The 18,971-nt window shown below is 52.5% G+C and carries 14 protein-coding genes and 1 riboswitch; of the genes, 13 read left to right on the top strand and 1 reads right to left on the bottom strand.

The features are described from left to right. On the bottom strand, nt 1–456 hold the full coding sequence (locus AACY98_RS06020; RefSeq protein ID WP_339802843.1) for a GNAT family N-acetyltransferase: 456 nt from the start codon (nt 454–456) through the stop codon (nt 1–3). A gap of 440 nt (nt 457–896) precedes the next feature. Further along, a riboswitch (TPP riboswitch) is annotated at nt 897–1,011 on the top strand. Between the two features lie 181 nt (nt 1,012–1,192). On the opposite strand from AACY98_RS06020, the gene thiC reads away from it, so the two are divergent. From thiC to greB, 13 genes are all read left to right on the top strand, one after another. Continuing rightward, nucleotides 1,193–3,046, top strand: a complete 1,854-nt coding sequence (gene thiC / locus AACY98_RS06025) for a phosphomethylpyrimidine synthase ThiC (protein WP_339802955.1) — start codon at nt 1,193–1,195, stop codon at nt 3,044–3,046. A gap of 121 nt (nt 3,047–3,167) precedes the next feature. After that, nucleotides 3,168–4,283, top strand: coding sequence for an FAD-dependent oxidoreductase (locus AACY98_RS06030; protein WP_339802846.1), 1,116 nt, complete (start codon nt 3,168–3,170; stop codon nt 4,281–4,283). Between the two features lie 20 nt (nt 4,284–4,303). Continuing rightward, a complete protein-coding gene (gene thiS / locus AACY98_RS06035) occupies nt 4,304–4,510 on the top strand; it encodes a sulfur carrier protein ThiS (protein ID WP_339802849.1) in 207 nt (68 codons plus the stop codon). A 25-nt stretch (nt 4,511–4,535) separates the two neighbouring features. Further along, a complete protein-coding gene (locus AACY98_RS06040) occupies nt 4,536–5,312 on the top strand; it encodes a thiazole synthase (RefSeq protein WP_423817536.1) in 777 nt (258 codons plus the stop codon). A 64-nt stretch (nt 5,313–5,376) separates the two neighbouring features. Beyond that, nucleotides 5,377–7,002 carry a bifunctional hydroxymethylpyrimidine kinase/phosphomethylpyrimidine kinase gene (thiD, locus tag AACY98_RS06045; RefSeq protein ID WP_339802855.1) on the top strand — a complete coding sequence of 542 codons (1,626 nt, stop codon included), beginning with the start codon at nt 5,377–5,379 and terminating at the stop codon, nt 7,000–7,002. Between the two features lie 222 nt (nt 7,003–7,224). Next, complete coding sequence (locus tag AACY98_RS06050) at nt 7,225–7,737, top strand: GspH/FimT family pseudopilin (protein WP_339802858.1); 513 nt, start codon at nt 7,225–7,227, stop codon at nt 7,735–7,737. Between the two features lie 37 nt (nt 7,738–7,774). Then, nucleotides 7,775–8,284, top strand: coding sequence for a type IV pilus modification protein PilV (gene pilV, locus AACY98_RS06055; protein WP_339802861.1), 510 nt, complete (start codon nt 7,775–7,777; stop codon nt 8,282–8,284). Then, complete coding sequence (locus tag AACY98_RS06060) at nt 8,281–9,279, top strand: PilW family protein (RefSeq protein WP_339802864.1); 999 nt, start codon at nt 8,281–8,283, stop codon at nt 9,277–9,279. Before pilV ends, AACY98_RS06060 begins: the two co-directional genes overlap by 4 nt. A 24-nt stretch (nt 9,280–9,303) precedes the next feature. Continuing rightward, nucleotides 9,304–9,876 (top strand): pilus assembly PilX family protein, encoded by a 573-nt coding sequence (locus AACY98_RS06065; protein ID WP_339802867.1) that lies wholly within the window; start codon nt 9,304–9,306, stop codon nt 9,874–9,876. 68 nt (nt 9,877–9,944) lie between these two features. Further along, a complete protein-coding gene (locus AACY98_RS06070) occupies nt 9,945–10,349 on the top strand; it encodes a type IV pilin protein (RefSeq protein WP_126980705.1) in 405 nt (134 codons plus the stop codon). 173 nt (nt 10,350–10,522) lie between these two features. Then, complete coding sequence (locus AACY98_RS06075) at nt 10,523–14,065, top strand: pilus assembly protein (protein WP_339802871.1); 3,543 nt, start codon at nt 10,523–10,525, stop codon at nt 14,063–14,065. A 345-nt stretch (nt 14,066–14,410) separates the two neighbouring features. Next, nucleotides 14,411–18,157, top strand: coding sequence for a pilus assembly protein (locus tag AACY98_RS06080; RefSeq protein ID WP_339802875.1), 3,747 nt, complete (start codon nt 14,411–14,413; stop codon nt 18,155–18,157). Nucleotides 18,158–18,328: 171 nt separating this feature from the next. Beyond that, complete coding sequence (gene greB / locus AACY98_RS06085; RefSeq protein ID WP_339802878.1) at nt 18,329–18,907, top strand: transcription elongation factor GreB; 579 nt, start codon at nt 18,329–18,331, stop codon at nt 18,905–18,907. The last annotated feature ends 64 nt before the right edge of the window (nt 18,908–18,971 follow it).

The raw sequence follows: 18,971 nt of genomic DNA on the forward strand, positions 1-18,971 counted from the left end.
TTAAGAGGTGGTCAGCATGTCGATATGTTCCATGCCGTCCTCGTCATAAGGTTTGCCATGCGCGTCAAATCCATGCTGTTTGTAAAAATCTGTCAGGCGGGACTGTGCCTGAATGCGTATCGGCTGTCCTGGGTAGAGTTGCCGCGCCTGTTTCAGGCCGGCTTCAACGAGCTGGTGCCCGAGTTTTTTTCCGCGCTGCTCTGGTGCAACGATGATGCGGCCTATGGAAGGCTCGGGGTATTTTGATTTGGGGGCGAGCAGACGCAGGCAGGCGGCCAGATGGCCTTCCGGTGTAAAACCGAGCAGATGCTGTGCGAGCTGGTCGTTATCGTCCAGGTCGGCATAAATGCATTGCTGTTCAATGATAAATACCTGCTGGCGCAGATGCAGGTAGTCGTACAGTGCGCTGACGGGCAGCTCTTCAAATGTGTACCAGTGCCATTTCATTTCATCCATGGAAAGCAAGTATAGCGAGGTTATGGTGCTGCTGCATTGGGGTTGTTTTTAATTTATCCACAGCCTGTTTCAACTGCGGCGGTGTTGTCGAATAAGTCACAGGCTTTGTGGGTAAGTTTGTTGGGAATGCTTGAATAATGTTGCGGAAGGGTCTGTTTGATAAGGTTTCCAATAGAATGCTTAATAAATAGGCATTAGCCTGTTGGCGATGCCAAGATCAAGCATTTAAAAAATACATTCTTGAATGTATGTAATGGGCACCAGATTTATGCACAGGTGTGGATAAGATGCTTCTGGATAACATTTGCATTTGCAATGGCCTCGCATAAAGAGGTGATCGGTGATGGTGAAACTGGCGTGTGAAAAGTTAATCTGCATCAAACAGAGCGTGGTTATTGGCAAAACACTTTGTCAAGGCAGTGGTGAATTGGTCTACAATGGCAACTGCTCCGGGGCGCACCGTATGCATGGTGCTGAGATCGTCTGAGTTGGTCAGGCAGTCCCGCTGAACTTGATCCGGTTAATACCGGCGGAAGGAGAGCTGATTGAGCACATCTGATTTTTCCCGGCATTGTTTTGTCCAGTCTATGTTGATAGACCGGCAGTGCATTGCTGTGTCTCATATCAGGCGCGCTTGTCCGGAGCATTCGTTCAATGGACAAGGAGAGCCGCCATGTTTGACACAGATTCCTCTAACCCCACCCCACCAGCGTCTTCACAGGCCGCACCGGATTCGATGCAGCAGGTGTGCAAGCCGTTGCCTGCGTCGCAGAAGGTATACCAGAGCGGGCAGATTCATCCACAGTTGAAGGTGCCGATGCGGCAGGTGGAACTGACCAACGGTGAGCAGATTGCGCTGTACGATACATCAGGCCCTTATACCGACCCGGAGGTGGCGATTGATGTGTTCAAGGGGCTGCCGGTTCAGGCGCGCAGTGCATGGGTGCAAGCGCGTGCAGACACACAGGCGTATACCGGGCGCGATGCCGCGGCGCTGGATGATGGTTTTAAAAATGAAGAGCGTCAGCAACCGTCGCTGATGGCTTTAAGGCAGCAGGCTCAGGCCCTGCAGCGCCAGCCCAGGTGCGCAACGCAAAAAGGCCAGGCTGTGACGCAGATGGCCTATGCCAGACGCGGCATCATTACACCGGAAATGGAGTATGTGGCGATTCGCGAAAATGGCAGGCGCGAGTGGATGCGTGAATACCTGGCCGATGCGCAGCGCGAGCAGCGTCTGGCTGGCAACTCATTGGGGGCAGCTATTCCGGCGGTGATCACGCCTGAGTTTGTGCGCGATGAAGTAGCGCGCGGGCGGGCCATTATTCCGGCCAATATCAACCACCCTGAACTCGAGCCGATGATCATCGGGCGTAATTTTCTGGTGAAGATCAATGCCAATATCGGCAATTCGGCGGTGACTTCGAGCATTGAGGAAGAAGTGGAAAAGCTGGTGTGGGCGATTCGCTGGGGGGCGGATACGGTGATGGATTTGTCCACCGGCAAAAATATCCATACCACGCGCGACTGGATCATCCGCAATTCGCCGGTGCCGATTGGTACGGTGCCGATTTATCAGGCGCTGGAAAAAGTGGGCGGCATTGCCGAAGACCTGACTTGGGAGATTTTCCGCGATACGCTGATTGAGCAGGCCGAGCAGGGGGTGGATTATTTCACGGTGCATGCCGGGGTGCGGCTGCCGTTTATTCCGCTTACCGCCAAACGCCGTACGGGTATTGTCTCGCGCGGCGGCTCCATTTTGGCGAAGTGGTGTATGGTGCATCACCGTGAAAATTTCATTTATACGCATTTTGAAGAAATCTGCGAAATCATGAAGGCGTATGACGTGAGTTTTTCGCTGGGCGATGGCCTGCGCCCAGGCTCGCTGTCGGATGCCAATGATGAAGCGCAGATGGCAGAACTGAAAACACTGGGTGAGTTGACGCAGGTGGCATGGCAGCACGATGTGCAGACCATCATTGAAGGCCCCGGGCATGTGCCTATGCACATGATCAAAGCGAATATGGATGAGCAACTGAGGCTGTGCCATGAAGCGCCTTTTTACACACTGGGCCCGCTGACGGTGGATATTTCTCCCGGCTACGACCATATTGCAAGTGCTATTGGTGCGGCGATGATCGGCTGGTACGGTACTGCGATGTTGTGTTATGTCACACCCAAAGAGCATCTGGGTTTGCCGGATCGTGAAGATGTGAAGCAGGGCATTGTCGCTTACAAAATTGCAGCACATGCAGCAGATGTGGCCAAGGGACACCCGGGAGCACGGGCGCGTGATGATGCGCTGTCGCAGGCGCGGTTTGAATTCCGCTGGACTGATCAGTTCAATCTGGGGCTGGACCCGGAAACGGCACGTGAGATGCACGATGAAACCTTGCCGAAGGATTCGGCCAAGGTGGCGCATTTCTGTTCAATGTGTGGCCCTAAATTCTGCTCGATGAAGATCACGCAGGATGTGCGCGAATACGCTGCACAGGTGGGAGTGAGCGAGGATGCCGCATTGCAGCAGGGTATGGCGCAGAAGGCGCAGGAGTTCCAGCGCGCAGGCGGTGAGATTTATCTGGTGCAGGAATAGGTGCGGCCTGTAAAGTGTGATCTGTAATCAACGCATGGACCAGAGCGCGTCAGAGGGCGTGAAACGTGCTCTGGTTGTGCAGTGAAACTGATTAATCATTAACTGACAAAGTTTTGAAATTATGGTGAATACAAAAAAAGTGGCTGTTGCCGGTGCGGGTCTGGTGGGGCGTTTGCTGGCGTTTCAACTGGTACAGCGCGGTTATGAAGTGCATGTTTACGATCCGGTGCCCGGTCCACAGGATCCGTCTGTGTATGAACATGAGGGGATTTCTTCACCACCCCATGCGGCGGCATGGACGGCAGCAGGCATGCTCAGCCCGGTGTCGGAACTGGAAAGTGGCGATGCAGGCGTGTATCAACTGGGCATGCGGTCGCTGGCGTTGTGGCCACAGATTGTGGCATCGCTGTCGTTGCCGGTGGTGCATGCGCAGCAGGGCTCGTTGATGCTGGCGCACCAGGGGGATGAAGGTTCGGCGCAGCGCATGACCGATCTGCTGGTATACAAGCTCCGGCAGGCTGGGCAGGCGCAAAACGCCGAAGCATTGCAGCAGCGTATTAAGCGCATATCGATGGAAGAGCTTGCACAACTGGAGCCTTCGCTCAGCGGTGTGCAGCAGGCGTGGATGCTGCCGGGTGAGGGGCAGATTCATACCCGGCAGGCGATGGTGGCGCTGGCCGATGCGGCTGAAAAACAAGGCGTGCACTGGCACTGGGGAGAGCGTGTTACCCGTATGGAAGCAGGTGCTCTGCACACAGAAAACGGGCAGAGCATTGAAGCGGACTGGGTGTTTGATGCGCGCGGGCTGGAAGCCCGGCCCGAACTGCCGGTACGCGGTGTGCGTGGCGAGGTGTTGTGGCTGCATGCACCGGGCGTGGTGCTGAACCGGCCTTTGCGCCTGTTGCACCCACGTTACCGTGTTTATATTGTGCCCAGGCCGGGAGATGTGGTGTTTATTGGTGCCAGCGAAATCGAAAGCGAAGACCGTGGCCCGATGTCGGTGCGCAGTGCGGTTGAACTGATGGCTGCTGCACACAGCATTTTGCCGGAACTGGCAGAGGCGCGGATTGTGCATATGGAAACCAATTTAAGGCCGGCGTTGCCTGATAACCTGCCGCTGATCCGGACTGAAGATGGCATCAGCCGCATTAACGGGTTGTTCCGGCATGGCTGGCTGATGGCGCCAGCGATGGTGCAGGATGCGCTGCAAGCGTTTCAGGCGTTTGAAAGCCATTGATGCAGCAGGAGGAAACAGGTATGGGAACAACGATCACAATCATGCTCAATGGTGAGCCGCAGCATTTGCCGGCCATGACGCTGGCGGCATTTGTTTCTCTGATCGGGGAGGCGGCGTCGCTTGCTACCGCCGTCAACGGGGAGTTTGTCGCGCGCGATGCACGTGCTGCGTATCAGTTGAAAGAAGGCGATGAAGTGATGACGTTTCAGCCGATTACCGGTGGCTGATGGAACCCTTTAGGAAGGAATTATGATGAAATTTCGAATTGCAGATGTTGAACTGGAAAGCCGTTTTTTTCTGGGGACGGCCGGATATCCGTCGCCCGAAGTGTTGCGCCAGGCGATTACCGCTGCCGGTGTGCAGGTGGTGACGGTAGGGTTGAAGCGCCAGCTTGCGCATGGTGCGGGAGCGAATGGTTTTTATGACATCATTCGCGCTTCGGGTGCGCGTTTGCTGCCCAATACAGCAGGGTGCCGCAGTGCGCGTGAAGCGGTGACGCTGGCGCAGATGGCGCGTGAGCTGTTTGATACCAACTGGATCAAGCTGGAGGTGGTGGGGGATGATTACACACTGCAGCCCGATCCGTTTGAACTGGTCAAGGCCGCGCAGGAGCTGGTGAATGCCGGGTTTGAGGTATTCCCATACTGTACCGATGATCTGGTGACCTGCCAGCGCCTGCTGGATGTGGGCTGCCGTATTTTGATGCCATGGGGGGCGCCCATCGGCTCCGGGCAGGGGCTGGTCAATCCGTTTGCGTTGCGCACACTCAGAGCCAGGCTGCCGGATGTGCCGCTGATTGTGGATGCCGGTATCGGCTCACCGGCAGATGCGGTACAGGCCATGCAACTGGGGTTTGATGCGGTACTGCTGAATTCGGCAGTGGCACAGGCCAGTGACCCGGTGCAGATGGCAAGGGCGTTTAAACTGGCGATCGAGGCAGGGCGCATTGCGTATCAGGCCGGCATCATTGCCAGGCAGGACATGGCGGTGGCAACCACCCCTGTCACCGGGCAACCCTTTACGCTGTAGTATATTTCTGTAACATATCGGCCTGTATATAAAATTGACCATGCAAAACTCCGAACAAGCAACCATGAGCAGCATTAAAAATTCATCAACAGCATTTCCTTCAGCCGCCCGCCCGGTGGTGTGGTCAATTGCAGGCTCCGACAGTGGGGGCGGCGCCGGTATTCAGGCTGATCTGCGTGCATTCAATCTGTTCGGCGTGCATGGGTGTACCGCGATTGCTGCGGTAACCGCGCAGAACTCGGTGGCGGTTGAACGCATTGAGGCGGTTTCTCCGCAAATGCTGGATGCACAACTGAATGCGCTGGCCAAAGACCTGCCGCCGGTAGCGATCAAGACAGGAATGCTCGCCAGTGCGGAAAATGTGGGTGTGGTTGCCAAGTGGGTGGACAGGCTGCGCGCCGATCACCCTGAGCGCCATATTGCACTGGTTGTGGACCCGATCCGCCGTGCCAGTACCGGGGCCGAGCTTGCCGGAGAAACACTGCGTGAAGCCATGCTGCGTGAGCTGTTGCCGAGAGCCACTGTGGTTAAACCTAACCAGGCCGAGGCTTTGTGGCTGGTGACGGGGGAAGATGCAGGCAGCGCGGTATCCGCTGGCGTCAGTGTGCCGGAACTGGCACAGGCCATTCGTGCTTTAGGCGCGCAGTCTGTGGTGGTGACCGGGGGCGATGTTGGGGGTGGGGTGGACGGCCCGCTGACCCCGTGGGCCGATGACTGGATGGATACGCCGCAGGCCTGCGGATGGCTGGGGTTGCCGCGCGTGGTCAGCACCACCACCCATGGTACCGGGTGCACATTTACGGCGAGCGTTACCGCAGCCATGGCGCTGGGGTTTTGTGCTGCCGATGCGATTATTCTGGCCAAAATGGCAACCACCAGTGCGGTAACACATGGCTACCCGGCAGGCGCAGGGGCCGGTACGGTGTGTATTGCGCCAGACTTTACGTGGCAAAGCGACCTGATTCCATTTCTGCGCTCGTCGCAGGGGCAGGTTGTGCAGCCATTTCCTGCGCTGAGCGATAACTGGATGGGGCTTTACCCTGTGGTTGAAAGCGCGGAGTGGGTTGAACGGGTGGTTCAAGCGGGTGCTAAAACGGTACAGTTGCGTATCAAGTCGGACGACAAACGGCTGGAAAATGCAGGTTTTCTGGCCCAGGAAGTTAAGCGCAGTGTGGCTTGCACGCAGCAGGCAGGGGTTCAGTTTTTTGTCAATGACCACTGGAAGCTGGCTATAGAGCATGGTGCTTATGGCGTGCATCTGGGGCAGGAAGACCTGGAAACGGCTGATCTGGATGCCATTCGCGCAGCAGGTTTGCGGCTGGGGGTGTCTACCCACAGCATCTGGCAGGTGTGCCGGGCGCGTGCGGTAGCGCCCAGTTACATCGCCTGCGGGCCGATTCATGCCACTTCAACCAAAGAAATGCCCTGGATTCCGCAAGGCGAGGGGAATCTGGCGTACTGGTGTAAGGTGTTACGCGAGCCGGTAGTGGCAATTGCCGGGCTGAATGAAGCCCGCAGCCGGGAAGCGGTACGTTGCGGTGCGCAGGGTATTGCGGTGGTCAGCGCGGTTACCCAGGCCGCCAACCCAGAGCAGGCTATTGCAGACCTGCAACAAGCCATATCCACAGGGAAAGAGCTGCCATCTTATCCTGTGCCCTGGCTGCCCCACAGTACCTTGCCCATGGACTGATCATTTTTAACGTTTATTTTCAATTGGTTAGGAAAATAATCCCGATATCCGGGACAAATTGTTTTGCCTGATTTGGTGTGAATATGTTCACGAATAGGGAGCCAATCCGATAAACGGTAGATTTTCCCCGATGAGCGGCGAAACGCATACTTGAAGCCGTATGGCTGCGTCGATATGCTAAGGGCATAAAGAAAGCATAACCATGCCGTATATTTAAGGAAAATGATGAAACACGTTCATTGGGTGCATGATGAGGGAAGGCAACGCGGTTTTACTCTGATTGAGTTGATGACAGTGCTTGCAATTGTTGCGATTATTGCGCTGTGGGGAGTGCCTTCCTATTTTGATTTTGTCAAAAAGCGCCAGACCAATTCAGCAGCAGTACAAATGGCTGCGAGCCTGCAGCTGGCCAGATCAGAGGCAATGACTGTGGGGCGGGAAGTCGCGGTTTGCGGAGCCAATGCTGCCGGATCAGCCTGCTCGACAAGCGGCAACGCTTTTGGTGATCGGTGGATGGTCTATATTCCAGATGGATCAAGTGTACTCAGAGTCATTCAGGTTTATGAGAGTTCTGGCGTATCGGTGACATCTAGCTGCGGCGCTATCAAAGTGAGTGCTATGGGGCGCTACCCCTCTTGCACTGTCAAAATCTTGCCCACCTCTAATGAAGCGAACCTGGGGAAAACCATCACGGTAACTCCAACCGGGTTGGCGGTGGCGGACGGTGCATCATAACCGGCTTAACTTAATATTTGCATATAGGCAGCAGAAAATGATGAACTTAAAAAGAAACAAAGCAAAGGGGTTTTCTCTGTTGGAGGTCCTTGTGGCGATTGTGCTGATCACACTGGGTTTTTTATCAATGCTTGCATTACAGGCCAGTTCCATGCAATACAGTTCAATGGCTTACTATCGCGGCATTGCTTCACAGGTTGGTAATGGGCTGGCAGCAAGTATTCGGGCCAATCCGGATGGACTCTCTAGCTACAATTACACATATTCCGCTGGAGCGGCAGTGAGCACCCCTGGCTGCCAGAATTCATATACCTGCGGTACTGCTCAGATTGCCGCATCTGATATCGCCTGGGCGCGGCAGAGTGCCCGTGCGCAGTTGCCGGAAGGTGATTTGCAGGTTAAAAGCGGTGCGGATTATGTAGATGTAATCCTGGTGTGGCAGGAGCCTGCCAGCAAAGGTACTGTGGACTTGGGGTCGTGTGCTGGAACCGGGATAAGTGGGATAACTGCTAATACACAATGCCTGAGCATGAGGGTGAAAATATGAGATACATACAATTAAAACCTTCTGCTTTTTCTGTGGCGACATTGCGCAAGCAAAAAGGGATGACGATCATTGAAATCATGGTTGCCATGGTGATCATGATGGTTGTTCTGGCTGCTATTTTGTTAAATGTATCCAGCTCAACCAAGAGCGGACGCTTGCAGCAAAGTCTTTCCCAGATGATGGAAGACGGGCAAATTGCACTGAACACCATTGCCAGAGGGGTGCGTAACGCCGGCTATGAAGAGTTTACCGAAGTGCCGGACCCCCTGAAAGACAGGCCACGCCTCAGAAATAGCGTTACTTTACTGGATAGTCCCTATCTGCTGGGGTGCCAGGGGGCAAATGTTTCAACTACAGTCTCTTCCAGCGTAGCTGACTGGGGGGCAGCGTGTCCTGCCGTTGGTACTGGCAGTGATTCAATTGCACTGCGTTATCAGGGTGGGCAACTGCAACAAATACCGGTTGGTTCCGTGTCAGCGACCGATCTGGATCCCCGGGACTGTTCCGGAGAAGAAGTGACAGGTTCTGCCAATGAGTTGACAAGGGCTGATGGTTCAACAATCATGATTGTCGATAACCGCTTTTATATCAGCGGCAACACCCTGATGTGCTGGGGCAATGGCAAGAACGGTGCAACGGAGCTGGTTTCCAATATTGTGCAGATGAAGCTCTGGTACGGTGTTGCAGAGCGGGTGAAAGATAGCGGCGGTTTTGTTACCACAGCTAAAGTTACTTCTGGCTATATGACGGCATCGCAGGTGGCCAGTAGCTTTCCCAATGAAACCGTTTCAGGCACAGAAGGGTATGACCGCTGGAACCGCGTAACGTCTGTTCGGGTATGCGTGCTGGTACGCAGCCGGGAACCCGTTTCATCGGCTCCCAGCTTTGATTACACTGATTGCGATGGTGTCGCTCAGCCAGATCCAGGGACTGGTTATTTGCACAGAGCAATGTTCACAACGGTGGAAATTCCCAACGTAGGTGCCGGGTTCTAACGACTTTAAACAGAGAGTTCTAAAATGAAAAAGACAATCCGTACCGATCAGCAAAAAGGCGTTATTCTGGTTATCGCTTTGGTTTTGATGGTTGTGATGGCCGTTACTGCTGTAGCAGCTATCCGTCTGTCAGGCGTAGATGAACTGGTCAATAACAATACCCGTGCCAGAGCCATGGCCACACAGGCTGCCGAGTCAGCCATGAATTATTGCAAGGCAGGTGTATTTGCCGGGACCTTAAGTGCAGCAAGTGCACCAGCAGGTGTAACGAATCTGAATACGTATACAGGAACCCGGTGGCAGACGATGAGCTATTGGGGAGGCGGGAACTCTGGCTACCATCAATTGGATCTGGCCGATCTGGGTGGCAGCATGACTGGTTATACGTCTACTTCTATTCAGTCCGACTGTTTGATTGAAGATATTACGGCCTACGTGGAGTTCAATTCAACTTCCGAAGTTTCTGGTCGCCGTTCAGTTGCCTACAGAATTACAACACGTGGATACAGCCCCAATTTCACACAAGATAGCAATGGCCTTTCTAAAACAGGGGCCCAGGTCTGGATGCAGATTGTGGTTGGGCGCGTTGTCAGTTAAGCATGGGGTGGTGGGCTGAAATTTAGGCTTTTATCTCTTCCAGATAATCCGTTTTTAAGGAAAACAAAATGAAACAGGTAATTCAACAAAGAGCGAGAGGATTCACGCTGATTGAGTTGATGATAGTTGTGGCGGTTGTGGGAATTCTGGCTGCTTTTGCATATCCCTCTTTTGTGGAGTTTCTCAAGAGAGGCTACCGTACAGACGCACGTGCCGTGTTGATGGAGGCTGCTCATACCTTGCAGCGTTCCTACAGCGTTAAAAATACCTATGCAGGCGTTGCATTACCTGCCAACTTAACAAGATCACCGGAAAATGGTACACAACGTTATACCATCAGTATTACAAGCCAGACGGCGACAGACTTTCAGGTTCAGGCCGTGCCCAATTTTGCTGATGATTGCGGTACTTTAACCCTGACGGCTGCGGGCGTACGCGGTGCCGCAGGGGATGTTGACAAGTGCTGGAAATAGCCGCTATATAACAGGCATACACATCATATAAAAAATAAATTAAATTCATTTTCATTGTGAAATGGAAGGTTTAGGGCATGAAAAATTCTAATTGTATTCTTTCATCTGTACAGATGAGGATAAAGGCTGGGAAAGCCATATTGGCGCTGCTTGTCAGTGCGCAAATGATCACAATGCCTGTTGCATCATACGCGCAAACGGTGGTTGCAACTGAGCCGGCGCAAGCGCCTTTGATTGTTTCGCGGACCATGGCGTCACCCAATATCATGTTGTCTTTTGATACGTCGACATCCATGGTGGCACTGTCGATGCCTGATGGGCTCAGCAGTGCCTATGCCACGAGCCAAAGCGTAGGCTCTTTCCACCCGGATGATTACAGTTCAACCAATGCCAGTTATAGAGGGTATATTCCAGCGACAACTTATGTATATGTGGGTGGCGATGGCCTGGACGACCATGGCACCCCTAATAACATTGCCAATATGAGAATGAGGTCGCCGCAGATCAACAAAATCTATTATAACCCGACCATTACCTATAAACCGTGGGCAAGAGCGGATGGTTCCTTAATGGCCACCCCTTCGCCAGAAGCGGCGCCGATTCTGGCTGGCACTGCTGGCAGTCCGACGGTGAATTTACGCGGGAAAAATGTTGAGTTTAAGTTTGGTGCCAGAAATGTGACCGGGGGTATTCCTTTTGCGCGCTATTATTGCCGAGGGTCGACGGACACAACTTATAACGATGTGTGTAATAGCACCTATGGTACCGGAACGTTTAAATTTACGCCGGCGGTTTATTATATCTACACGCCCGCAGAGAATAATCCGGATTATGTTTCTTCAAATACAACCGCAGAGAGAACACTGAGTAATTACAGGGTCGTTATTCTTGAAGATATTCCTGCATCGGGTATTACACAGGCATCAACCCGGACTGATTGTGCAAGAGAGAATGCCGATGGAACCCGGCAGTGTACCAAGGAAGAAGAGTTTCAGAACTTTACCAACTGGTATGTATTTTATCGTGGTCGGGTGCGCACAGCCATTGGGGCAATGACGCACGTATTCGCCAAAGACTATGATATGAAGTACCGTTTGGGCTGGGGGACTTTTACCAGTTATGTTGCCCAGCAGGTGCGCCTGTATGAGGGTACACATCGGACAGCACTGTATACATGGTTGTATGGCCTGGAGCAGGGGATGAATACCAATACCCCAACCCTGCAGGCGCTGAACGCTATCGGGACATATTATACGGATAGATCCGATGGTGGCCCCTGGAGTGCAGAGCCTGGCAATGTGAATAACAAAACAGAACATCTGGCATGCCGGAAGAGTTTTACCATTCTGATGACTGACGGGGGCTGGAACGGAGCCAGAATCTATCCTACTTATGGCGTCAACGTGAATGGTCCCACGCATAGCAAGCCAGATGGCACCACATATGCCTATACGCCGGAGTATCCTTATCAGAACCCGAATGTTACCGGTATGCTGGCCGATGTGGCCCACTATTATTGGGTTACAGACTTGCGGCCAGATCTTGAGAACATGGTGCCTACCTCAGGTCCGAGCAGTGTATCGCGCACCGGGGACCCTGCTTTCTGGCAGCACATGGTGACGCACACAGTAGGGTATGGTACCAGTGGATCGCTGAAAGACTCTGATTGGGATGCACTGGTCGCCGGCACCACCAAATGGGGAGCTGCCGTCGCAAACGATAACTGGCATGCCGGGGTGACCGGACGCGGCTCATATTCGTCTGCTAATAATGTGGACAATCTGATTACCAGTCTTGGAACGGTGATGGAAAGTATTTCTGTGACCAATCAGCCAGCACCTCATGTGGTTTTGGCGAGTGGCTACCTGACAGCAGGCAATCAGGTTTATGGCTCAACTTATGTCACCGGGCAGTGGACCGGGGAGTTTTCTGCCTATGCGCTGGGAAACAACGGTAGCGTGGGGGCTGAAGTATGGAAAGCATCGAATGGTATTCCTGCTTATGCAGACCGCAATATCTGGATAGGCACCGGCTCTGCCAATAAGGTGGTTGAATTCAAATGGGGGTCGTTATCGCCGTCCATGCAGACAGCTTTGAGCAACGAAAACCTTGTGAATTACTTGCGTGGCGATAGCAGCAAGGCAACAGGCGGGGCAGCGATTTACCGTGAACGCAGTAGCGTGCTGGGTGATATTGTGAACTCCAATCCGCTTGTGGTAAAAGATGCGACCAGTTTGGGATATGGATCATTCTCCCACACGTCAGGCGGCAGTGTGTATTCAGAGTACCACAGTAACAAAGCGAACCGGGCCGGTATGGTGTTCATTGGCGCCAATGACGGCATGCTGCATGCCTTTGCGACCGACGGGGTGGATGCGGGCAAGGAAGTGTTTGCCTTCATTCCGAATGCGCTCTTATCCAAACTGCCAAATTTAGCTTCGTTATACTATGAGAAGAACCATCAGTACTATGTGGATGGTTATCTGACGCTGACAGACGCCAACCTGAATAAGTGTAATGCGGTATCGTGCTGGCGTAATATTCTGCTGGGGTCAGCCGGGGCTGGTGGCAAAACAATATTTGCACTGGATGTGACTGATCCGAATGCTTATGCCAAAACCAGCACGAACACTCCCAGTACAGGGAGTATCAGGAATACGGTATTGTGGGAGCTGACGCCAGATACCGCAGGCAGTGAGATGGGGTATGTGATGCAGTCGATTCAGGCCGGGTATACCAAAACCGGTGACTGGGTAGCCGTTTTTGGCAATGGACCCTACAGTGATTCAGGCCAGGCCTACCTGTATGTGGTGAACCTGAAGAACGGTGACATCATTCAGAAAATCGCTACAGATTCCACTATCGGTAATGGCTTGATGGGAGTAACGTTGGTTAAAGACTCCAGCCAGATCATTATCGGCGCATATGCAGGAGACCTAAAAGGGCGGATATGGTATTTTGACCTTTCTAGTCAGATCAGTGCCAGCAACTGGGGTTCGCGCAAGGTATTTACCACACAGAACAACCGGCCGATCACACAGGCACCGGCACTGTATCCGCATCCCAATGGTGGCAGAATGGTGCTGTTTGGTACCGGGAAGTTCTATGACACCGCCGACACGGGAGACACCGGGACAGATGCCATCTATGGTGTTTGGGACCGCTCCCATCTCACACCCAAACCCGCAGCAGTGACTTATAGCGATTTGCTGCACAGGTCATGGACACAGTCAGGCCAGTATTTTACGGTGACGGATGCGACGATCAACTGGTCAACGCAGAGGGGCTGGGATTTGCCGCTGACGATGGAAAACGGGCAGCGCAGCTTGTATACACCGCAGTTGATCGGGACCGATGTGGTATTTGATACTACATTGACAACAATGAATACCGATACCGGCAGTCTGGCGGAAAGCTGTGATGTTGGGGGGGTAAAAGGAATCACGATCGTTGCCAATCTGTTTAGCGGTGGTTTGCCATCACTGAAGTGGGATACCAATGGAGACGGGGTGATTGATGATCAGGATGGGTATTACATTGGTTACCGCACCAACACGAGCGGTCCATCCTACATCGGATATAACCCAGGACTGGGTAGTTCTGGAAATGATCCGCTTGCTATTGCATGTGAAAACGGATATGTGGGGGCAAGTGTGGGTGGGGTCGCCAGCTGTAAAAGAGCGTTTGACACCAGCACCTGGACCCAGATGTTCTGACACACGGCTGTAACAGGCTTGAGCGAAAAAGGGCTGCCAGAACGGCGGCCTTTTTCATTTTTGTATGCAAGTGTCTATTTAGACCAAGGGGGCGTAATGGTTTTCTGATTCCAGCAAAATGCCGGCTTATATGAAGTGTTGTTATGTTTTAAGGTGTGACATGATAATTTGACAGATGGTCGTATTTTCCCGATAAACGGTTGTAATCAGGGTTGAGCCTGCAGATCGTAGAAGTTATCCTTTTGTTATATACCAAAGATATAAATTCATATTTTATTGAATGCTCAGGTGCAGGCGACAGAGTAGTAAAAGCACCTTTGAACTTACTCAAAAGGGAGTTCGGTTATGAAAACCATCAATCAGTTTTTTCCGTCTATTCAGACCAGGAGAAAAGCCACTAAAACGACACTGGCATTGCTGATCAGCGCCCAAATGATCACCATGCCTTTTGCCTCATATGCTCAGACGACATCCGAGGCAGAACCAGCACAAACGCCCCTGGTTGCTTCGCGTACCATGGCTTCGCCCAACATCATGCTGATTTTTGATGATTCCGGGTCGATGGGGGCTGTGGCAGTTCCGGATTCGCTGGCATCCACCTTGTTTACAAACAATACCACTGCGATGATGTATAACGCGATGCTGCACCCGGATGACCGCGCATCAAACGGAAGTGGGTTGTTGTCAACCTCGACGGCACGATATGTGCTTTCGACGGCGACCAATGATTATTTTGCGGCTATGGGGCGATCTCCGCAGGTGAATAAGTTGTACTACAATCCTGCATCAACTTACAGCCCCTGGCTTTATGCAGACGGCACACCCATGCCAACCTATTCTGCATCTGCGGCGCCGATTTATGCCGTAACGACCGCAGGAGCTGCGGCGGAGACAGTGAACAACACCACCATACCGCGTATTGACCTGACTTTTAAAAATACAAATTATACGTTTTCAACAAACTATTACTGTGGCCTTTATGGTGGAAGCTACGGGTGTACACGTGGATCAGGAAGGGTAATGCCTTTCACGCCGGCCATTTATTTTATATACAAGGGGCCCGATGCACATAACGATAATTTCACTTATTCCACGACCAATACCAACATCAGAAATATCAATAACTATAACCATGTTATTGTGGCCGATATCCCTTCATCGGGATTGAATATCTCCCAGATGTATCGGGATGCCGGGTATAACACCAGCGATCCGTCACAAAGCAATTACATTGAAATCAAACGAACGGATTGCACCCAAAGCGGGGGAGACTATACCTGCAGCAAGGAACAGGAGTTCCAGAATTTTGCCAACTGGTATGTTTATTATCGCGGCAGAGCCCGTACAGCTATTGGCGCATTGAGCCATGTGTTTGCCAGAGATTATGGCATGCGCTTTCGACTGGGCTGGGCTAACCTGGCAGCCAGTTCCAGAAACATTGACAGCGTAGGTACCTACTCTTACGTCAAGCAGGGGGTCAGGCCTTTTGAGGATGCGTTCCGCAATACATTTTACAAATGGCTGTTTGCTTTTGAACGAGGAACCAGTAACAGCACGCCAACGCTTTCTGCACTGTATGAAGTTGGGACGTATTACTCTCAGGCGGACAACAGAGGGCCATGGGGCGCTGAACCCGGATCAAATAACAATACTCCTCATCTGGCATGCCGCAAGAGTTATACCCTGATGGTGACGGACGGCGGTTGGAATGAATCGGCTTTAACCTCAAAAGTGGGCAATGCGGATAATACCAACGGCTTGCCGATTGAAGGGCCGGATGGCAGAACTTACCAATACATTGCTACAGCGCCTGAAAACAGAATTTACCGTGACGCGACGAATAGCGGTTCTATGGCAGACGTTGCCATGTATTTCTGGAACCGGGATTTGCGACCAACCCTGGCCAATGAGGTGCCAACCTCTGATTCTGACCCGGCATGGTGGCAACACATGACGACTTATACGATCGGCTTTGGGGTGAAGGGCGATATTACAGAGGACGATCTGGCATTGATTGCTGCCGGAAGCAAAACCTGGCCCAGTGTGGGGAGTGATTCGGCAAGTATCGGGCGTATTGACGACTTGTACCATGCCGCTATCAATGGGCACGGAGAGTATGCATCTGCCAGCGACGTTAACCTGCTGATCGACAGCCTGGCTGCCATGATGGAAAGTATGGCTGTATCGAGCCAGCCTTCACCGCACATTGTGTTATCCAGTGATTATCTGGAGGCAGGCAATACGGCTTTTGCACCCAGCTATGTCACAGGGACATGGACCGGCGACCTGTCTGCTTATAAATTGGCCAGTGGCGGAGGCCTGGGGGCACTCCTGTGGAATGCCAGCAGCAATATACCGACGTATGCAAACCGCAATATCTGGATTGGTACAGGAGGGGCAGACAGAGCGGTCGAATTCCAGTGGAGTTCGCTGTCTTCCAGCATGCGGACTGCTTTACAGGCACAGACACTCAATTCAGCAGAAGACCTGGTGAAATTCCTGCGTGGAGATAATACCTATGCCAATAATGTGACATTCCGCCAGCGCAGCAGTGTGTTGGGTGACATTGTGAATTCCAACCCGCTGTATGTGAAAGATGCTGTCAGCCTGGGATATGGGGCACTTTCCCATACGTCAGGTGGCAGTGTGTATTCAGAGTACCACAGCGAAAAAGCGAACCGGGCCGGTATAGTGTTTATTGGCGCTAATGACGGCATGCTGCATGCCTTTGCGACCGACGGGGTGGATGCGGGCAAGGAAGTGTTTGCTTTTATTCCCAATGGGCTTTTGTCTAAACTGGGACAGTTGGCATCGCTGAACTATGATAAAAACCACAGGTATTATGTGGATGGTTACCTGACGCTGACCGATGCCAACCTGAATGGTTGCAGCGCAGTATCATGCTGGCGCAATGTTCTGCTGGGGTCAGCCGGAGCTGGCGGCAAAACCATATTTGCACTGGATGTGACCGATCCGAATGCTTATGCCAAAACAAGCACGAACACCCCCAGTACGGGGAGCGTTAAGAATACGGTATTGTGGGAGCTGACGCCAGATACCGCAGGCAGTGAAATGGGATTTGTGATGCAGCCAATTCAGGCTGGGTATACCCGAACCGGTGACTGGGTAGGCATATTCGGCAATGGGCCCTATAGTGATTCAGGTCAGGCCTACCTGTATGTGGTGAACCTGAAGAACGGCAGCATCATTCAGAAAATCGCCACAGATTCCACCATCGGCAATGGCCTGATGGGGGTGACGCTGGTTAGGAACTCCAGTCAGATCATTACAGGGGCGTATGCCGGCGACTTGAAAGGGCGGATATGGTATTTTGACCTTTCCAGCCAGATCAGTGCCAGCAATTGGAGTTCGCGTAAGGTATTCACCACGCAGAACAATCGGCCAATCACACAGGCACCGGCGCTATATCCACATCCGAATGGCGGCAGGATGGTGCTGTTTGGTACCGGTAAATTCTATGACACGGCCGATACGGGAGACACTGGGACAGATGCCATCTATGGTGTTTGGGACCGTTCTCACATCACACCGACACCATCAGCGGTAACATATAACGAACTGCTGCACAGGAGCTGGGTACAATCAGGCTCGTACTATACCGTGACGGATGCGACGATCAACTGGACAACGCAGAGAGGCTGGGATTTGCCGCTGACGATGGAAGATGGGCAGCGCAGCCTGTATACACCGACTGTCATCGGAACCGATGTGGTGTTTGATACATCGCTGACAACGATGGATACCGATACCGGCAGTCTGGCGGAAAGCTGCGAGATTGGTGGCATCAAGGGTATTTCCATCATTGTTAACCTGTTCAGCGGCGGCTTGCCGTCGATTCGGTGGGATACCAATGGAGACGGTGTGATTAATGATGAAGACGGGTACTATATTGGTTATCGTACGGATTCCAGTGGCCCTTCCTACATTGGGTACAACCCGGGGCTGGGCAGTGGAACTGGAGGTGATGCGCTTGGTGTTGGATGTCCCAATGGCTATGTGGGAATGAGTGTGGGCGGTGTTGCCAGCTGTAAAAAAGCATTTGACACCAGCACCTGGACTCAGATGTTCTGATACAAAGCTAGCTGTAACAGGCTGAAGAGCAAAGAAGGGCTGCCGTTCTGGCGGCCCTTTTGTCATGCAAGTGGGTATGGCAGCTGATATGCGTTTGCATGTATCATGGCTTATGCCCGTATTACAATAACTGCTAGTGGCGGGTCATGGTAAAGGCAATGGGAGTATGAATTGAATAAGGCTTTTGTCAAAGAATCAGATGCGGAAGATGACGATGCAGAGCCGCAGCAGGTGTTGCTGCCAAAGGGCAGTAAAAATTACATCACCCCAGCCGGTTATGCCCGCTTGCAACTGGAATTGAAAACGCTGGTTGAAAGTGAGCGCCCTAAAGTTGTGGATATTGTCAGCTGGGCGGCATCTAATGGGGACCGTTCAGAAAATGGCGATTACCTGTACGGGAAAAAGCGCCTGCGTGAGATTGACCGCCGGATTCGTTTTTTGACCAAGCGGCTGGAGATTGCACAGGTGGTTGATCCCAGTGTGCACCATGGCAAGGAGCAGGTTTTTTTTGGCGCAACTGTCACTTATGTGAGAGATGATGGTTCTGAGCAGACGATTACCATTATGGGCGTTGATGAGGCAGATCCGCTGCAAGGGCAGGTCAGTTGGGTTGCTCCAGTCGCCAGAGCATTGCTGAAAGCCAGCGTAGGTGATGAAATCAGGTTGATGACGCCTGCCGGTATTGAAATGATTGAAGTGGTTGATGTGTCATATCCTGCTCCCTCATCTGACCACTCTGCATCAAATTAAACACATATCAGATAACGACAACCAGCTGACTGTCATGCATATAGTTTTGTGTGTTGTGTACGGA

This window comes from Saezia sanguinis (assembly GCF_963921665.1).
Taxonomy (GTDB): domain Bacteria; phylum Pseudomonadota; class Gammaproteobacteria; order Burkholderiales; family Burkholderiaceae_C; genus Saezia; species Saezia sanguinis.